A 17,078-nucleotide genomic window follows, 5' to 3' on the forward strand; every position below is an offset into this window, starting at 1 on the left:
CGGCAGTCACGTTCCCACCGACCACTTCCCCACGGGCGCCGGGCACGACCTGCCGCCCACCGGCCCGCACGGGCCGGGCCACGACCTGCCCCCCGGCACCCCGCACACCCCGGACGCCCCGCACACCCCGGGCCACGACGGACCGGGCACGCACGGGCACGACGGCTCGCACGGCGGCGGCCACGACAACCCGCACGGCGGGCACTCGGACGACGCGTCCACGCACGTCGACGACGCGGCGCACGCCGGTGACCACAGCGGCCACGGCGCCCCGCACGGCGCCGCCGACGACCTCACGCACGGCTCCGACGACGCGACGACGGCCGGGCACCACGGTGGGGACGGAGTGGGGAACGGCGGTGCGGGCGACGGTTTCAAGTACACCCCGCACATCTCCGCCGACGACTTCGACGACCTCACGACGGCCGAGAAGCACCGCGTCGCCGCGGCCGAACTCACCGAGGGCACGGTCCCGTTCGCCGACGACATGGCGGCGATCAAGTACGGCCAGGACTACTGGAACGACTACGTGGACAATCTGGACCCGTCCGCGAAGCAGGCTCTCTGGGACTACACCGGTGAGACGTTCCCGTCGTACCACGACATCAACGGCCATCTGCGCGGCACTCCGGGATTCGGCCCGAAGCCTGAGGTGCTGCACGACATCGCCGAGATGGACAAGGTCATGTCGACGCGTCCCGTGCCCGACGACATCATGGTCGTCCGGGGTACGGGGCTGGGCCACCTCAAGCTGGACTCCCCGCTCGACATGCTGGGCAAGACGTATCCGGACAAGGGCTACACCTCCACCTCCCTCGGCAACCACCCGGTGTCCGGCTTCGCCGGCAAGGAGGCGATCCTGCACCTCCGCGTACCGAAGGGGACGCCCGCCCTGTGGCTGGAGAAGGTCTCCAAGTTCGACGTGTCGGAGCGGGAGCTGCTCCTGGCCCGCGGTTCCGAGTTCAAGGTGACCCGCGTCTTTATGGAGAATGGCCAGGTCCAGGTCTACGGAGAAGTCCTGCCGCCGAATAAGGGAGTGGTACACGAATGAGCAGCGAGCAGCGGCCCAATCCGCGGCTGAACGAGGATCTGTTGTTCGACGAGGCGCCCGGCGGGCCGCCGCGCTACAACTCCCAGTCCCACAAGCCCGTCCACTACCTGACGGTGGCGGACAGGGACGGCGAGACGATCGGCTACGTATGGGCCAACGACGAGGACGACGCCGCCGGGTGGCTGGTCCGCAAGGCGGGCGGCGACGAGGCGTTCAACAAGGGTGCGAGGTGGGCCCGGAGGCTCCACGACGCGAAGGCCCGGGGTATCGCCCCGACGGCCGCCCTGGCTGAGATGATCAAGGAATCGGACCCGTCGAAGAGCAGCCATGTCGTACCCGGCTCCCTGACCGAGGCACCGAGCGTCGATGTGGTCAGGGGGCTCGCCGCGAGCTGACCATGACGTACGAACCCGGTGCACCGCGCTACCGCGCCGAGACCGACAGGCCGGTCCACCACCTCACCGTCGCCGATGCCCGCGGCGAGGCGATGGGCTACCTGTGGGCCAACGACGAGGACGACGCAGCCGGTTGGTGCCTGCGACCGGCCGGGGACCGGGCCGGGGTCAACGAGGGCATCGAGTGGTCCGCGAAGCTCAACGCCGCCAAGGCGCGCGGGCTCGTGCCCACGGCCGCGCTCGCCGAGCTGGCCCGTGGCTCGGACCCGAGGTGCGTCAGCCATGTCGTCCCGCGCTCCCTGGCCACGGCCCCGTCCCTGGCCGCACTCACGGAGCTGGCCCATGTCGTCACCGAGGCCGACGACCGGCGTCTGCTGGCTCGGCTCGACCGCGTGAACGCCGACGCGTGGCGCGAGTTGAGCCAGGCGCTCGCCGAGCTCACGGACGAGGACCGCGCCGTGCGGTGGTCCGACGGCGGGAAGCAGCCCGACGGCACCTGGCGGATGAGCTACCCGCTCCACAGCGAGCGGCTCCGCCGGCTGGTGAGCGCACTGTCCGCCGTCGGCGCGGTGACGCCCGCGTACCTGTGGCAGGACAACCCGCCACCGGCCGTACCCGCCGACGGACGGCTGAGTCCGGCCGACGCGGTGCGCGCGGCCACGGCCGTGGTACGCGGGGAACGGTTCTCCGACGGGACGATCGCGCAGGCGGTGGAGAGCGGCGTTCTCGACGCCGTGGCCGAGTCGTTGTGCGCCTGGTACGAGGCCGTGGCCGACGGGCCCTGGGACGATCCCTGACGCATGCGGGAGGCGTGTTCGCCGTGCTCGCTCCTGCAGCGACCCGGGCTGTACTGCCTGCTCGTCCATGCCCTATGTTGCAGGAGTGAATTGGGGGATTCCTGTACGGCGCCCGCCGGCTGATGCGGAATATGCCGCTCCGTGGAGTGCGCGGGAGTGACCCGGCCCCGGCCGCCGTTCCTCGCGCCGACGGGCGATGATGCAGCGACCATGACCGACGCAACGTACGACTGAGGCAACGGACGACAGGACGAATGGCACGGGATTACGACAGTCAGCTTCTGGAGTCGGTGGCGGTACGCCGGCGCAGGATGCGTGACGCACTGCTGTTCGGCGCGCAGCGTGCGCGGCGTACGGCGGACGAGCGGCTCGGGAAGGTGTTCGCGGGGATCGCCATCGCCGCCGTGCTGTGCGCGGGATGCGTGGGATGGTCCTTTGTCCAGAACATGCTGGAGAAGCAGAAGGCCGAACAGCAGAAGCAGCAGCGCCAGGAACAGCAGTACCAGCAGCCGGCGAAAACGGCGCAACCGGAGAAATCCGGGGATTCGGCGAAGAATCCCCAATAACTCGGTAACTCCGGCGAATTCAGAATGAGTTCCCTGCAAAGGGGACCGAGAAGGCGCTAGTAGCATGGGCACGCCAAGCTGCCCGACTCCTCAAAACGTCGCGATGATAGGTTCCCGTAAAGTGGTGAGCACAGCAACGACTTCCCGAGCGCAGCTCAGCCGGGTGACTCTGGTCGGTGAGCGACGCCGGGCGGATATCGTCCTGCCGTCCGACACACCGATCGGGCAGCTGCTGCCGGACATTCTGCAGTTGCTGGACGACCGGGCGGCAGCACGCCCGATGACACGGCAGTTGATCACTTCGGACGGCTCCGCACTCCCGCACGACAGCACGCTGTCCTCGGCGGGTGTCGCGGACGGTGCGGTGCTCCGGCTCGTCCGGGCCCATTCCGCGCCCCCCGCCCCGGTCGTTCACGATGTCACCGACCTGGTGGCCGACGATCTCGATCTGCAGGCCTGGCGCTGGCGTCCCGCCGCGCGCCGGACTAGCGCGGGTGTGGCCTCCGTGGCCTTCGCGGTGGTCGCCGCGCTGCTCGCCCGGCGTGAGTTCGCCCTGGACGCACTGACCGCTGCCCTCGCGGCCGCCACGCTCGTGCTGCTGGCGGCCGGTGCGCTCATCGCGAAGATCGGGCAGGGCAACCGGGGTCTGGCGACCGCGCTCCTGCTCGCCTCCGGCAGCCTCGGCATCCTCACCGCCTGGACCGCCGCGGACGCCTACGACTGGTCGGGAACCGCGCGGCTCGCCGCCGTCGCCGCCGCGCTGGTCCTGACGCTGGTACTCCTCGGCTACTTCTCGCCGCTCGGCCGCGGCGGACTCATCGGTGCCGTCGCCACCACCGCGATCACCGTGGTGTGGGAGGCCGTCGCCGCCGTCCAGGACGACCTGGCCCGGCTCGGTGCGGTGATGGCCGTCTTCTCCGTCGTACTGCTCGGACTGCTCCCCCGGCTCGCGCTGGCGGCCTCCGGGCTCACCGCGCTCGACGACCGTCGCTCCGGCGGCGCCTCCGTCAGCCGGCACCAGGTGGGCAACGCGCTGGCAGCCACCCACCGTGGCCTCGCCCTGGCGACGGTGGTCACCGCGGTCTCCGCGGCGGCCGGCGGCTGGCTGCTCACCCTGGCCGACAAGCCGTCCGTATGGACCGTGGCGCTGCCCTCGCTGGTGGCCCTCGTGCTGCTCTCCCGGGCGCGGGCCTTCCCGCTGGTCGCCGAGGTCGTGGCGCTCTTCGCCGCCTCCGCGGTCCTGGTCGTGCGCCTGGTCATGCTGTGGATGCAGCACGCCGGGGGTGCCGGACCCCTCGCCCTGCTGGTCGTGGCCGCGGTGCTGCCGCTGCTCGTCCTGGCGGTGCAGCCGCCCGAGCATGTGCAGGTCCGGCTGCGGCGCATGGCCGATCTGGTCGAATCCATCGGCGTGGTGGGCCTCTTCCCGCTCGCCGTCGGTGTGTTCGGCGTGTACGGACAGCTGCTCAACAAGTTCTGAGTCGACGCGCAGGTGCTCCGGGCGGGGCAGCAGGGCGAAAAAGAAGGGCAGACATGCCGAACGAAGACAACTGGCAGGGCGATGTGCTGCGCGCCATGAGGGGCGGCGCCGCCCAGGAGGGCGCGCAGGACCCCGGCGGTCAGGGGCACGGCGCGTCCGCGCAGGGTCAGGGCGGTCGGGGCGGTCGGGGCGGTCAGCCGTACGGTGCCGCCGCTCCGGGTCCCGACCTGCCCGCGCAGAACTCCCACGGTTACGGGGCACCCCAGCAGCACCCCGGCCACCAGGAGCCGCAGCAGCCCCAGCCGTCCCAGCAGCACCCCGGCTACCAGCAGCCCCAACAGCCCCAGCAGTACGCCGGATACCCGGAGCAACAGCAGTACGTCGGCTACCAGGAACAGCAGCAGCACCCTGGCTATCAGGGACAGCAGCAGGCCCAGCAGCGCCCCGGCTACCAAGAGCAACAGCAGTACGCCGGGTATCAGGAACAGCACCAGCCTCCCCAGCAGCAGCATCCTGGGTACGAGGAGCAGCCCCAACCGCCCCAGCAGCACCCCGGCTACCAGGAACAGCAGGCCGTGGCCGCGCACCCCGTCGCGCAGCCCCAGCCCCAGCAGGAGCGGCCACAGGCGCAGCCCGCCTACACCCCGGGCACCCGGCCCCACCGCACCCCCGACTCCCGGCCCGTGGTGGACGGGGCGCTGGCCGCCGTCGGGCGCAAGGCGCGGCACGGCGAGCCGTTCGCCGCGCGGGCCGCGCGCGCCCTGCGGGTGAGCGTGTCCTCCTCGGCCGCGCGCGAGGTCGCCCGTACCACTGCCACCGCCGAGATGCTCCAGCAGCCCGTGACGACCGGCCGGCAGATCGCCGTCACCTCCATCCGGGGCGGCGCCGGCAAGTCGACCGTCGCCGCGCTGCTCGGCACCACGTACGCGCACTACCGCCAGGACCCGGTGCTCTTCGTCGAGGCCGATCCGGCGCTCGGTTCGCTGCCGCTGCGGCTCGGCGCCGAGTCGCTGCGCTGGACCACCGGTGACCTCGCGGGCATCATCGAGCCGCAGATGTCGCTGCTGGACATCACCGGTTATCTCGTCCAGCTCCCCGGCAACGCCTGGCTGCTGCCCGGCAGTCAGGGCCAGATCGGCGCGATGCTGGACAGCAGGGCGTACGAGCGGGTCATGGTGTCGCTGCGCCGCTACTTCGGCGTCACCGTCGTCGACTGCGAGACGCTGCCCGCCGAGGTCGCCCGGGTCGCACTGTCCGCCGCCCAGGCCCGGGTGCTGGCCGCCCCCGCCACGCTGGAGGGCATCACCAGCACGTACGCGGTCCTGACGTGGATGCAGTCGCTGCCCCGGCAGGTGATCGCCGGCACGGTCGTCGTGCTCAGCGAACTGGTGCCGCACCCCGGGCTCGATCTCGACGAGGCGGCACAGAAGCTGAAGGCCACCGGCGCGAGTGTCCAGGTGCTGCCGTACGACCGGCATCTGGCGGCCGGCGGCGAGATCCGTACCGAACTCCTGGCACACGCGACCCGGGAGGCCGCCACCCGGCTCGCCGCGGACGTGTTCCGGCTCTCCCAGCAGCACCACTGATCACCGATCGGCAGCACCCACTGATCCCGATGCCGAGCCCGACCCCGAGTGACGGACGACGATGAGTACCCGACTGATCCACCGCCCGGCCAGGACCACCCGGCCGCCGGCCGCCTCCGAGGCGCGCACCATCGAGGCCCCGCCGAACCTGCCCGAGGGCAAGTCGGGCAACATCGCGATGTCGCTGTTGCCCGTCGCCGGTGTGATGTCCTCCGTCGTGATGATGACGGTCGTACGCAACAGTCAGTTCGCCGGGCTCGGTGCGATCATCCTCGTCGTCACCGTCATCGGCTCCGTGGCGCTCGTCTTCTCGCAGCGCGGCAAGGCCCAGCGCACCCGCCGCACCCAGCGCGAGGCCTACCTCGCCTATCTGGAGGACCTGCGCGAGGAGCTCTCCGTCGAGGAGCGCCGCCGGGCCGAGCGGGCCGATGTCCTCAACCCGCCGCCGCACGCCCTGTACGACATAGTGCGCGACCCGGCCCGGGTCTGGGAGCGGCGCCGGCTCGACGCCGACTTCCTGCGGGTACGCGTCGGCACGGGTGAGATGCCGGTCCGCGATCTGAAGGTCGCCCAGCAGGGCTCGTCCGTCCTCTCGCCGCCCGACACCTTCATGCTCAACGAGGCGTCAGCGCTGATGGACCGCTTCCGTACCGGCACCGAACTCCCGCTCACCGTCCCGCTCGACCGGGTCGGCAACATCAGTGTCATCGGCCCCCGCGAGGACTGTCTGCGCGTCGCGCGCGCCCTGCTCGTCCAGACCGCCGCCACGCACGCCCCCGACGACGTCGCGATGGCGCTCGCCGTGCCCGGCGACCGGCTGGCCGACTGGGAGTGGGCCAAGTGGATGCCGCACCTGCTCGACACCGAGCAGTTCGACGGTCCGGTCGCCGCACGCCGGATCGCCCCGTCCGCGCCCCAGCTCGCCCGCCAGATCGGTCCGGAGCTGCGCCGCCGCGCCTCGTACGCGGCCGAGGTGCGGCGCGGCCTGTCCGGCAAGGACGCGCTGTCCATGACGTCCCGGCTGCTCGTCGTCACCGACGGGCACGGCGAGGACGCCGTCGACCTGCCGCGCCCGGACGACGCGGTCGGGCTGCGCGAGATGGGCGTCAGCGTGCTCCATCTGCTCGAACACCGGGTCCAGGAGCCGGGACACGTCAGCGTACGGATCACCGTCGACGGCGACGGGGTGGTCATCGAGGACCTGCGCGAGCAGGAGCCGGTCAGCGCCCACGGCACCGTGGACGAGGTCAGCATCCCGTTCGCCGAGGGCCTGGCCCGGATGCTGGCGCCGATGCGGCTGTCCGCCGAATCGCTGGTGGACGCCCCGCTGTCCGGGCCCGTCGACTTCGCCGATCTGCTCGGCATCGACGACGTGGCGCAGCTCGACCTCTCGTACATGTGGGCGCCGCGCGGCGAACGCGCCTTCCTGCGGGTGCCGATCGGCATCAGCGACTCCCATCAGCCGGTGCTCCTGGACCTGAAGGAGTCCTCCGAGCTGGGCATGGGGCCGCACGGGCTGTGTGTCGGGGCGACCGGTTCCGGCAAGTCGGAGCTGCTGCGGACCCTGGTCCTCGCGCTGGTGGCCACGCACCCGCCGGAGGACCTCGCGCTGGTCCTGGTCGACTACAAGGGCGGTGCGACCTTCGCCCCGTTCGCGGAGCTGCCGCACGTGGCCGGTGTCATCACCAACCTGGAGAACCAGGCGGGTCTCGTCGAGCGGGTCCACGCCTCGCTGGCCGGTGAGGTCAAGCGCCGCCAGCAGGTGCTCAAGGACGCGGGCAACGTCGCCGACATCGGTGACTACGCGGCGCTGCGCGCGGAGCGGCGGCCCGATCTGGACCCGCTGCCGCATCTGTTCGTCGTGATCGACGAGTTCGGTGAACTCCTCACCGCGAAGCCGGACTTCATCGACCTGTTCCTGTCGATCGGCCGTATCGGCCGCTCCATCGGTGTACATCTGCTGCTGTCCAGCCAGCGCATCGAGGGCGGCAAGCTCAAGGGCCTGGACACCTATCTCTCGTACCGGCTCGGTCTGCGTACCTTCTCCGCCGACGAGTCGCGCACGGTCCTGGACACCACGGACGCCTTCCATCTGCCGCCGCTGCCCGGTTTCGGCTATCTCAAGGTCGACACCAGTCACTACGAGCGCTTCAAGGCGAGCTATGTCTCGGGCGCGTACCGGGGTCCGGTGCAGCGTACGCAGGAGGAGGACGCCGGTCCGCTCGCCCTGGAGTACGAGGCCTTCAACACCCTGGCCGAGCCGGAGACCGCGAGCGAGGAGCCGAAGGTGCGGCGCCGGGAGACCGGGCCGACCGAGATGGGGGTCATCGTCGACCAGCTGCGGGAGGCGGCCGGTCCGGTGCGCCGGATCTGGCTGCCGCCGCTGCCCGGCGCCATCGCCCTGGACAAGGTCGCGGGGCCGCTGGACGTGGGCCCGCGCGGGATGCAGCTGGCCAAGCGGCGCGGTCCGCTCCAGGTGCCGCTGGGTCTGCTCGACGACCCGACCAAGCAGTGGCAGGGCCAGTGGTATCTGGACCTCACGGTGGCGGGCGGTCACGTCGCGGTCATCGGCGGTCCGCAGGCCGGCAAGACGACGCTGCTGCGTACGCTCGCGCTGGCGATCTCGCTGACCCACACCCCGCAGGAGGTCGGCGTCTACGGCCTCGACCTGGTCGGCGGCGGCCTGCAGGCCGTGTCGGGGCTGCCGCACGTCGGCGGCGTCGCCGGCCGTGCGGACCGGGAGCGCGCGGGGCGCACCGTGGAGGAGGTGCGGGGCATGCTCGCGATCCGCGAGGAGCTCTTCCGCGAGCACAACATCGACTCCGTGGAGCAGCTGCGTTCGCTGCACGCGGCGGGCCGGCTGCCGCAGCTGGCCTCGGCCGAGATCGTGCTGATCATCGACGGGTTCGGTGCGCTGCGCGACGACTTCGACGAGCTGGACGACGCCGTCGTCGACATCCTCAAGCGCGGTGGCGGCTACGGCATCCACGTCGTCGCGGGCATGCTCCGCTGGAACGACGTGCGCATCGCCACCCAGTCGAACTTCGGCACCCGGGTCGAGCTGCGGCTCAACGACCCCAGCGAGTCCAGCATCGACCGCAAGCTGGCGCAGACCCTGTCGCCCGACGAGCCGGGCCGCATCCTCACGGACGGCAAGCTCTTCGCGCAGGTCGCGCTGCCGCGCACGGACGGGCTCGCGGACGTCTCGGACCTGGGCGCGGTCCTGGAGCACACCGCCCGTACGATCCGCGCCACCTGGAGCGGCGAGGTCGCCCAGCCGGTGCGGATCCTGCCGCACGTCCTGGAGCCGCATCTGCTGCCCGGCCCGGTCGCCGAGCCCAAGCGGGTGCCGATCGGCCTGGACCAGACGGCGCTGGCGCCCGCCGTGCTCGACCTGTTCCACCACGACCAGCATCTGCTGATCCTGGGCGACAGCGAGTGCGGCAAGACGAACCTGCTGAAGACGGTCGCCGGCGGGCTGATCGAGCGCTACAACGAGGACGAGCTGGTCTTCGCCGTCATGGACCCGCGGCGCGGTCTGCGCGGCGCGATCCCGGAGGAGTTCCGCGGCGGCTACGCGTACAACCCCAAGATGTGCGCGGGTCTGGCCGCCGGTATCGCCACCGAGCTGGAGAAGCGGCTGCCGGACGACCGGGCGGACACCGAGGACCTGGAGCCCGGCAGCTGGGGCAGCGGTCCGCGGATCGTGATCCTCGTCGACGACTACGACGTGCTGACCACGGCCGGGCAGTCGCCGCTCGACCCGTTCCTCCCGTACATCCCCTCCGCCGTCGACATCGGGCTCCACTTCGTGGTGACCCGCCGGGTCGCGGGCGCCTCCCGCGGCATGTACGACCCGCTGATGCTGGGGCTGCGCGAGTCGGGGGCCTCGGCGCTCCTGATGGCGGGCGACCGCAGCGAGGGCCAGCTGTTCCCCGGTGTGTACGCGACCCAGCAGCCGCCGGGGCGCGGGGTGTTCATCCGCAGGGGCCAGCCCAACCGTCTGATCCAGACCGTGTACACCGCGGAGTGACGCGCCGGGGAGCGGGCCGCTCCCCACCGCACATCCGCACCCCGGACGAAGAAGGAACGGCCGACCACATGACCAAGGACGTCATCGCCCTCACCACCCGCATGCCCGACCCGTTGACGGTGCTCGCGGGTCTGCTCTCGGGCGGCCCGGACAAGCTGGTGGGGACGACGGGCGAGGATGCCGTCGTGCAGCTCTGCGACGAACAGGGCCGGCCGCTCGTCTCCATCGAGGCGCCGCTGCTGGTGCAGGTGGCCGGCGAGGCAGAGCGGCTGCTCGGTGCCACAGCGCCGCCGGTCCCTTTCTGGTGGACGGAGGCCCGCGCTACCACCGGTGTCGAGGAGGCCGAGCTGCTCGCGGGCACCTTCGCGGCCCGGATCGCCACCCTGGCCGGGGGTTCCGCGTGGCCGCCGGAGGCCGCGCGTTCCCTCGCGGTGGTCAAGACCGACGGGGTGAGCGTCGCGCCCACGCCCGCCGCGGCGCAGCCCGCCGTGGACGCGCTCACCGACAAGGTGGCCGTCATCATCCAGGACCGTCCGGTGATCGCCATGACGGCCTGGCTCTCGGACGCGTTCCGGGCCGCCGCCAACGCCGAGCTGGGACTCCAGATCGTCACCTCGCCGGGGGCCACGCTCTCCCCCGCCGTCCGCAACAGCCTGAGCGGCTGGCCCTCGCGGTGGGTGGTTCAGGACGAGAAGGACGGGTACTACGACGGTCTGTCCGGTGCCGTGCTGCGCTGGCAGAACGGCATGTTCGCGACGGTCGAGGCCGCCGACGCCACCCCGGAGGACCCGCGCACACCGGTGGCCGCCGCCTACCAGCAGGTCACCGAGACCGGTGAGCGTCAGCTGGCGATCTCGTTCCGCGCGGTCCACCCGGCGGACGACCGGCTGGTGCTGGGCGGGGCCCTGGAAGCGGTGTGGCAGGAGCTGACGGGGCAGCCGCCGGCGGGGTGGGGCAGCGCCGAGCCCGCCAACCTGCCGTGGTCGCTGCGCCGGCTGACCGATGTCGCCTTCGACCGGGCGCCCGAGCCGACCTGGCTCGTGGTGGTCGGCAGCCCGGAGCGGCCGGGCCTGGCCACGGTCCGGATCAGCCGTACGAAGGCGGGTGTGGAGGAGGACGTCACGCTGGCGTTCGGCTACGGCCCCGGCGAGGAGCCCCCGCTGGAGGCCCTGCCCCGGGTGGCGGAGGTGCTCGCCACCCGTCATCACCTTCAGTCGATGCTGGTCCAGCTCCGCAAGGCGCGGCGCGACCTGGCCGTGCCGCCGCGCTTCGAGGGGCCGGGGGTCCCGGTGGCCTTCGTGCTCGGCGCGGAGGAGGTGCGCGAGATGCCCGGCGACCGCGCCCGGCGCACCCCGCTCTCCGAGCCGCCCGTCCAGCTCGGCCCGAGGTCCCGTCCGGCGCTGTACTACCCGCTGCCGGGCGATCCGTCGGACCTGTCGGGCTGGCAGGACTTCGAGCGGCTGATGCGGCATCTGAAGGGCGCCTGAGGACAACGCGTCGTACGGCCCCGCCCCGGATCCGGGACGGGGCCGTCGGCATGCCGGGGCGGCAGACACGGGCAGCGGACGGGAGCGTGGGCAGGGGCGCCGGGAGGCGGCGTGAAACCGACGGCGCGGCATGCCCGAGCAGCCTCCCTCACCGCTGCCGGACGATCACCACAAGAGGTCATCAATCGCTCAGAGATGCTCACTCGCTTCTGACGATCAAGCACTTTCGGTCACAAACAGCTTCCCTCCACCCCACACACGGGGTTGACTGGGGGTCACGCATGGTGACGCCGCCGTCCTGCACCAAGGGCGATTGCCACCGCGGGCCCGACGGCCCGGCCCCGATGCCCCGAACCCCGGCGGAGGAGAGTGAGCAGGAATGACGTCCTGGTCTCGCACGGTGAGCCTCTGGCCAGGGTCGGCGGGTGCGGGCGGACCGTCCCCCGATGCGTACCCGGCGCCGACACGCGAAGTCCGAACGGAATCCCGTTCGTATCGTTCATCCGAATCGTTTCGACGAGGGGCACCAATGAGCCAGATTGCGCTGCCAGCGTTTCACATGCCGTTCCAGAGCACCGGATGTAATCCCGGCATCGAGGAGACCAGGGAGGCCGCATGGGAATGGGCCGAATCCAACGACCTCGCGCTCTCCCCGGTCGCCCGGAAGAAGATGATCCGGACCAGGCCCGAACTCTGGATTTCCCTGATCTTCCCCACCGCGTCGCAGCAGCACCTCGATCTTTTCTGCCAGTGGCTCTTCTGGGCCTTCCTGGTCGACGACGAGTTCGACGACGGGCCCGCCGGACGCGATCCGCGCATGTGCGAGGCGGCGATCGACCGGCTGGTCACCGTGCTCGACGGCGGCCCGCCGCGCGGAGCCATGGAGCGGGCCCTCGTGGGGCTGCGGACCCGGACGTACCGGGACCGTTCGGCGCGCTGGATCCGGCAGTTCCGCCGGGACACGGTCGCCTGGCTGTGGACCTATTACGCCGAAGCCGTCGAGCGGGCCGCCGGGCAGGCACCGAGCCGGACCGAATTCGTGAAGCACCGCCGGGATTCGGTGGCCATGCAGCCCTTTCTCGATCTTCATGAGATCACTGCCGGGATCGACCTTCCGGAATCGGCCCGGAGCCTCCCCGCATACATCGCGCTGCGCAATGCGGTGACCGATCACTCGGGGCTCTGCAACGACATCTGTTCCTTCGAGAAGGAGGCGCTGCTCGGATACGAGCACAATGCGGTACGCCTCATTCAGCGTGATCGCGGATGCACGCTCCAGGAAGCCGTCGACGAGGCCGGGGTGCAGCTCGCGGAGATCGCGCAGCGGGTGCAGCGCGCCGAGAAGGAACTGACCGAGGAGATCGAGGCGGCGGGCATCCAGGGCGCCACCCGGGTCGCGCTGGAGCGGTGCATACAGGACTACCGCGGGCTGGTCCGGGGCGACTTCGACTACCACGCCCGCGCGGAGCGCTACACCCGCCCCGATCTCGTCGAGGTCGACGAACGGGATTCCCTCTCCGAGCACTTCGCGGCCTGACCGGCCGTCAGTACGGCGCGGGAGCCGACGACCGGGGGCCCGGCAACGGCCTCCGGTCCCACGCCCTGTCCCGCACGCTCAGGCCCGGCCCGAATCGCCTTCCACCGGCGCCCGTGCGTCTTCGGATCCGATCAGCGGCAGCGCTCTCAGGGCGAGCGCCCACCCCAGCCGCACCTCGCCCGACTCGGCGGAACGGCCGGTGAGTTCGGCGATCCTGCCGATCCGGTTGAGGACCGTGTTGCGGTGGCAGTAGAGCAGCTCGGCCGCCCGCACCGCCGAGCAGCCGTGGTCGAGCCAGACCCGGAGGGTGGTGAGCAGCACCTCGCGTTCGGCCGCCGCGTCCAGGACGCCGCCCAGCTGCGTGGTGACGATGCGCTCGGCGATCTCCGGCCGGCCGACCAGGAGCGCCTCCGCGAGCCGGTCGTCGAAGGCCGCCGCCTCGCCGCTTCCGGCGGGCAGCGTGCGCAGCGCCTGCTCGGCCAGGCGCAGGGCCCTGCCCGCCTGGGAGAGGCGGTCGAACTCGGGTGACACGCCCGCGGTGGCGCCGGTGCGGTGCCGCAGCAGGTCGAGCAGGACAGCGGACTCCCCCGCAGCCAGCCGCACGATTCCCGCGTACCGGCCCGACCGGGGCCGCCAGAAGGACCAGATGCCGTGGTCGTCGAGGACCGGGGCCGGGTTGGGCGGCGCGGCCGGGTCCTGGGCGGCGACGACGATGACGTATCGGTCGTGGACCGGCACGCCCAGCGCCGCGGAGGCCGCCGCAGCGACCGCCGGGTCGTCGCCGCGCCCGTCGAGCAGGGCCTCGAAGAGGGCGACGCGGCGGGTGTCCTGCCTGCCCTGCATCTCCAGCTGGGTCAGCCGGTACGACTCCGCCATCTCCAGCGAGTAGCGGTCGATGGTCTCCCACACGGCGCCCGCCATGTCGAGCTCGGTGTCCCGGTCGCCCGCGACCTGCCCCACGGCCTGCGGTGTCCCGCGCGTCGCCCGCAGATGCTCGGCCATGACCTGCCACATCACCCGGCCCCCGCGCCGGTAGGCCTGGAGCACGGTGTCCAGCGGTACACCCTGCTCCGCGCGCCGTCGCCCCGTCTCGCGCGCCGCATGCTCGAAGTCGTCCCCGCCGGACGGCAGCCCGCCGAAGTCCTCCAGCGCACGCAGCAGGTTGTAGCGGCAGATCTCCCGGAGATCGTCCCGGCTGACGGGCGAGCCGGAGGCGTACGTACCGCTGTGCGCGTGGATGTCGTCGACGACCCGCCGGGTCAGCTCGTCGATCCCCGGCAGCAGGGCGAGGGCCAGGGCACGGCGCAGCCCGCCGTCGTCGTCGCGGGGTCCGGCGGAGGGGGGTCCGCCGGCGCGAGGGCCTTCGGGGCGAGGGGCTCGGGCGGCCGGTTTCTGCGCCATGACCGAAGGTTACGGGACAGCTTTTGACAGCCGTGCGTTATGCGGATGCCTTGTCGGCCACCGCTCCGCGTGGCTGCTGCCCAGGTGGGCGGTGCGCATGGTGGGCACCTGCACATTGTGTGGAGCTGGGGGGACGGCCGATTCTGTGCAGGAGCAGCCGTGTGAACGCCATGTTTCCTGGAGCGTGTCATGTTTCTCAGCGTCGCAACCATCCTGGGTGAGTCGGCCCGCAAGCATCCCGACCGTGTCGCCGTGGTCGATTCGGGCACCCGGACCGGCTACCGCGAGCTGTGGGCGGGGGCTCTGCGCTGTGCGGGCGCGCTGCGGGCGTCCGGGGTCCGGCCGGGCGACCGGGTCGCGGTGCTGCTGCCCAATTCGGCGGACTTCCTGTACGCGTACTACGGCGTGCTGGCCGCCGGGGCGGCGGTGGTCCCGGTGCACGGGCTGCTGGTGGCCGAGGAAGTGGCGTACGTGCTGCGGCACAGCGGCTCCGTCGCGCTGATCTCCGACGGCCCGATGTGGCCGGTCGCCGAGGAGGCGGCGCGCGCAGCGGGGGTCCGGGCCGTGCGCGGCGTACCGACGGGCGACGCCCCGCTGCCCGCGCCGGAGCCGGCGGCCCCGGAGGACACCGCGGTGATCCTGTACACCAGCGGCACGACCGGGCGGCCCAAGGGGGCGCTGCTCACCCACCTCAACATCGTGATGAACGCCACCGTGGTCGCCCACGACCTGCTGCGGCTGGACGTCGACGACGTGGTCCTCGGCTGTCTGCCGCTCTTCCACACCTACGGGCAGAGCTGCGCGATGAACGCGACGCTCCGGGCCGGGGCGACGCTCGTCCTCATGTCGCGCTTCAGCGGCGCGGGCGCCCTGGAGCTGCTGGCCGCCGAAGGGGTGAGCATCTTCATGGGCGTACCGACGATGTACCACGCCCTGGTCGAGGCGGCGGCGCAGGACCCCGGGGCACGGGACGGGACGACGCTGCGCGCCGCCGTCTCGGGCGGTGCGGCCCTCCCGGTCGCCGTGCTCGAACGGTTCGAGGAGACCTTCTCGACGCAGATCCTGGAGGGCTACGGGCTGACCGAGACCGCCCCGGTCGCCAGCTTCAACCAGCCGGAGCTCGGCCGTCGCGCCGGCACGGTCGGCCACCCGATCTGGGGTGTGGAGACCGGTGTGGCGGACGCGGCGGTGGAGGACGCGGTGGTGCTGCTCCCGGACGGCGAGGTCGGTGAGGTCGTGGTGCGCGGCCACAACGTGTTCGCCGGATATCTCGACGATCCGGCGGCGACGGCCGCGGCCGTGGTCGACGGTTGGTTCCGCACCGGTGACCTCGGGGTCCTGGACGAGGACGGCTTCCTGAGCATCGTCGACCGGAAGAAGGACCTGGTCATCCGGGGCGGTTTCAACATCTATCCGCGGGAGGTCGAGGAGGTGCTGGTCCGCCATCCGGCGGTCTCCGAGGTCGCGGTGATCGGCGTGCCCGACGAGGCCCGCGGCGAGGAGATCTGCGCGGTCGTCGTCCTGCGCGCCGGAGCGGAGGCGGTGACGGAGGAGGAGCTGATCGGCTGGTCCAGGGAGCGGCTCGGCCGGCACAAGTATCCGCGGATCGTACGGTTCACCGGCTCGCTGCCGCTGGGACCGACCGGCAAGATTCTCAAGCGGGCCCTGACGGCGCCGTCCTCCTCCTGACCCCGCGCCGCACCCGGCAGCGGCCGGTCCGGGCCGACGCGGCCCCGGACCGGGTACATATCGGTCACCGGTCCGCGCTCGCACCGCAGAAGGGCTGAACCCCATGACTGCCGTACCCCCTCGGACATCCGGAACGTCACCCCGGGTCAGCACGGTCCACGGGACGGTGCGCGGCACGGTGGAACAGGGTGTCGCCGTCTTCCGTGGCATCCCGTACGCCGCCGCGCCGGTGGGCGCCCTGCGCTTCCGGGCGCCCGAGCCGCCCGAACCCTGGGAGGGGGTGCGGGACGCCCTGGCGTTCGGGCCGACCGCGCCGAAGCGACCGTACTCCCCGCCGCTGGACCGGCTGCTGCCCGACCCGGACGTGGCGGGCGAGGACTGTCTCAACCTCAATGTGTGGACCCCGGACCCGGCCCGCACCGGGCTGCCGGTGCTCGTCTGGATCCACGGCGGCTCGCTGCTGCACGGTTCGTCGGCGGTTCCGCTGTACGACGGGAGTGCGTTCGCCCGTGACGGTGTGGTTCTGGTGTCGGTCAACTACCGGCTCGGCATCGAGGGGTTCGGGGTGTTCCCGGACGCGCCCGCCAACCGGGGGCTGCTGGACCAGATCGCGGCGCTGACCTGGGTGCGGGAGAACATCGCGGCGTTCGGCGGCGATCCGGACCTGGTCACCGTCTGTGGCGAGTCGGCGGGGGCGATCAGCATCGGCGCCCTGCTCGCCGCTCCGCGGGCCAGGGGCCTGTTCCGGCGTGCGGTGCTGCAGAGCGGTGCGCCGACCGCGCTGCCGCCGGGTGCGGAGGCCCGGCGCACCACGGAGCTGATCGCCAAGCGGCTCGGGGTCGAGGCGACGGCCGGGGCGCTGGCGGCGGTGGATCCGGCCGCACTGCTGGCCGCGCAGACCGAGGTGACGGCCGGCGGCTCACCGCTGACCGGCGGGAACTCCTTCCAGATCGTGGTGGACGGCGATCTGCTGCCCCGCGATCCGCTCGAAGCGCTGCTGGACGGCGCCGCGTCCGGTGTCGATCTGCTGATGGGCACGAACAGCGAGGAGTACCGGCT

At 72.1% G+C, this 17,078-nt stretch carries 12 protein-coding genes; 11 read left to right on the forward strand and 1 reads right to left on the reverse strand.

Annotated elements, in window-relative coordinates:
- The 9 genes from IE107_RS35340 to IE107_RS27970 form a co-directional block, all read left to right on the forward strand.
- On the forward strand, positions 1-1,051 hold a 1,051-nt coding region (locus IE107_RS35340; RefSeq protein WP_308434259.1), incomplete at its 5' end, for an ADP-ribosyltransferase.
- Positions 1,048-1,446: a hypothetical protein gene (locus tag IE107_RS27935; RefSeq protein ID WP_189547118.1), complete on the forward strand. Its 399-nt coding sequence runs from the start codon at positions 1,048-1,050 to the stop codon at positions 1,444-1,446. The genes IE107_RS35340 and IE107_RS27935, both read left to right, overlap by 4 nt.
- A 2-nt stretch (positions 1,447-1,448) precedes the next feature.
- Positions 1,449-2,243: a DUF6508 domain-containing protein gene (locus tag IE107_RS27940; RefSeq protein WP_189547119.1), complete on the forward strand. Its 795-nt coding sequence runs from the start codon at positions 1,449-1,451 to the stop codon at positions 2,241-2,243.
- Positions 2,244-2,497: 254 nt separating this feature from the next.
- Positions 2,498-2,809: a hypothetical protein gene (locus IE107_RS27945; protein WP_189547120.1), complete on the forward strand. Its 312-nt coding sequence runs from the start codon at positions 2,498-2,500 to the stop codon at positions 2,807-2,809.
- 103 nt (positions 2,810-2,912) lie between these two features.
- Positions 2,913-4,286 carry a type VII secretion integral membrane protein EccD gene (eccD, locus tag IE107_RS27950; RefSeq protein ID WP_189547121.1) on the forward strand — a complete coding sequence of 458 codons (1,374 nt, stop codon included), beginning with the start codon at positions 2,913-2,915 and terminating at the stop codon, positions 4,284-4,286.
- A 53-nt stretch (positions 4,287-4,339) separates the two neighbouring features.
- The gene (locus IE107_RS35345) at positions 4,340-5,872 is read left to right on the forward strand and encodes a MinD/ParA family ATP-binding protein (RefSeq protein ID WP_229867292.1); all 1,533 of its coding nucleotides are present in this window, start codon (positions 4,340-4,342) and stop codon (positions 5,870-5,872) included.
- Positions 5,873-5,933: 61 nt separating this feature from the next.
- Positions 5,934-9,905, forward strand: coding sequence for a type VII secretion protein EccCa (gene eccCa / locus IE107_RS27960; RefSeq protein WP_189547122.1), 3,972 nt, complete (start codon positions 5,934-5,936; stop codon positions 9,903-9,905).
- Positions 9,906-9,973: 68 nt separating this feature from the next.
- Positions 9,974-11,392 (forward strand): DUF6177 family protein, encoded by a 1,419-nt coding sequence (locus IE107_RS27965; RefSeq protein WP_189547123.1) that lies wholly within the window; start codon positions 9,974-9,976, stop codon positions 11,390-11,392.
- Positions 11,393-11,951: 559 nt separating this feature from the next.
- Positions 11,952-12,929, forward strand: a complete 978-nt coding sequence (locus IE107_RS27970; protein WP_189547124.1) for a terpene synthase family protein — start codon at positions 11,952-11,954, stop codon at positions 12,927-12,929.
- Positions 12,930-13,007: 78 nt separating this feature from the next.
- On the opposite strand, the gene IE107_RS27975 is transcribed toward IE107_RS27970, so the two are convergent.
- Positions 13,008-14,330, reverse strand: coding sequence for a PucR family transcriptional regulator (locus tag IE107_RS27975; protein ID WP_189547125.1), 1,323 nt, complete (start codon positions 14,328-14,330; stop codon positions 13,008-13,010).
- Positions 14,331-14,519: 189 nt separating this feature from the next.
- On the opposite strand from IE107_RS27975, the gene IE107_RS27980 reads away from it, so the two are divergent.
- On the forward strand, positions 14,520-16,019 hold the full coding sequence (locus tag IE107_RS27980) for a long-chain-fatty-acid--CoA ligase (protein ID WP_189547126.1): 1,500 nt from the start codon (positions 14,520-14,522) through the stop codon (positions 16,017-16,019).
- Between the two features lie 103 nt (positions 16,020-16,122).
- Positions 16,123-17,078, forward strand: a 956-nt coding sequence (locus IE107_RS35350; RefSeq protein ID WP_229867293.1) for a carboxylesterase/lipase family protein, incomplete at its 3' end; no start/stop codon positions are given.

Source organism: Streptomyces gelaticus (assembly GCF_014649535.1).
Taxonomy (GTDB): domain Bacteria; phylum Actinomycetota; class Actinomycetes; order Streptomycetales; family Streptomycetaceae; genus Streptomyces; species Streptomyces gelaticus.

What these genes read in the sequence shown, in the direction of transcription:
- IE107_RS27935 (WP_189547118.1), top strand. Translation starts at nt 1,048, where the DNA reads ATGAGCAGCGAGCAGCGGCCCAATCCGCGGCTGAACGAGGATCTGTTG.
- IE107_RS27940 (WP_189547119.1), top strand. Translation starts at nt 1,449, where the DNA reads ATGACGTACGAACCCGGTGCACCGCGCTACCGCGCCGAGACCGACAGG.
- IE107_RS27945 (WP_189547120.1), top strand. Translation starts at nt 2,498, where the DNA reads ATGGCACGGGATTACGACAGTCAGCTTCTGGAGTCGGTGGCGGTACGC.
- eccD (WP_189547121.1), top strand. Translation starts at nt 2,913, where the DNA reads ATGATAGGTTCCCGTAAAGTGGTGAGCACAGCAACGACTTCCCGAGCG.
- IE107_RS35345 (WP_229867292.1), top strand. Translation starts at nt 4,340, where the DNA reads ATGCCGAACGAAGACAACTGGCAGGGCGATGTGCTGCGCGCCATGAGG.
- eccCa (WP_189547122.1), top strand. Translation starts at nt 5,934, where the DNA reads ATGAGTACCCGACTGATCCACCGCCCGGCCAGGACCACCCGGCCGCCG.
- IE107_RS27965 (WP_189547123.1), top strand. Translation starts at nt 9,974, where the DNA reads ATGACCAAGGACGTCATCGCCCTCACCACCCGCATGCCCGACCCGTTG.
- IE107_RS27970 (WP_189547124.1), top strand. Translation starts at nt 11,952, where the DNA reads ATGCCGTTCCAGAGCACCGGATGTAATCCCGGCATCGAGGAGACCAGG.
- IE107_RS27975 (WP_189547125.1), bottom strand. Translation starts at nt 14,330, where the DNA reads ATGGCGCAGAAACCGGCCGCCCGAGCCCCTCGCCCCGAAGGCCCTCGC.
- IE107_RS27980 (WP_189547126.1), top strand. Translation starts at nt 14,520, where the DNA reads ATGTTTCTCAGCGTCGCAACCATCCTGGGTGAGTCGGCCCGCAAGCAT.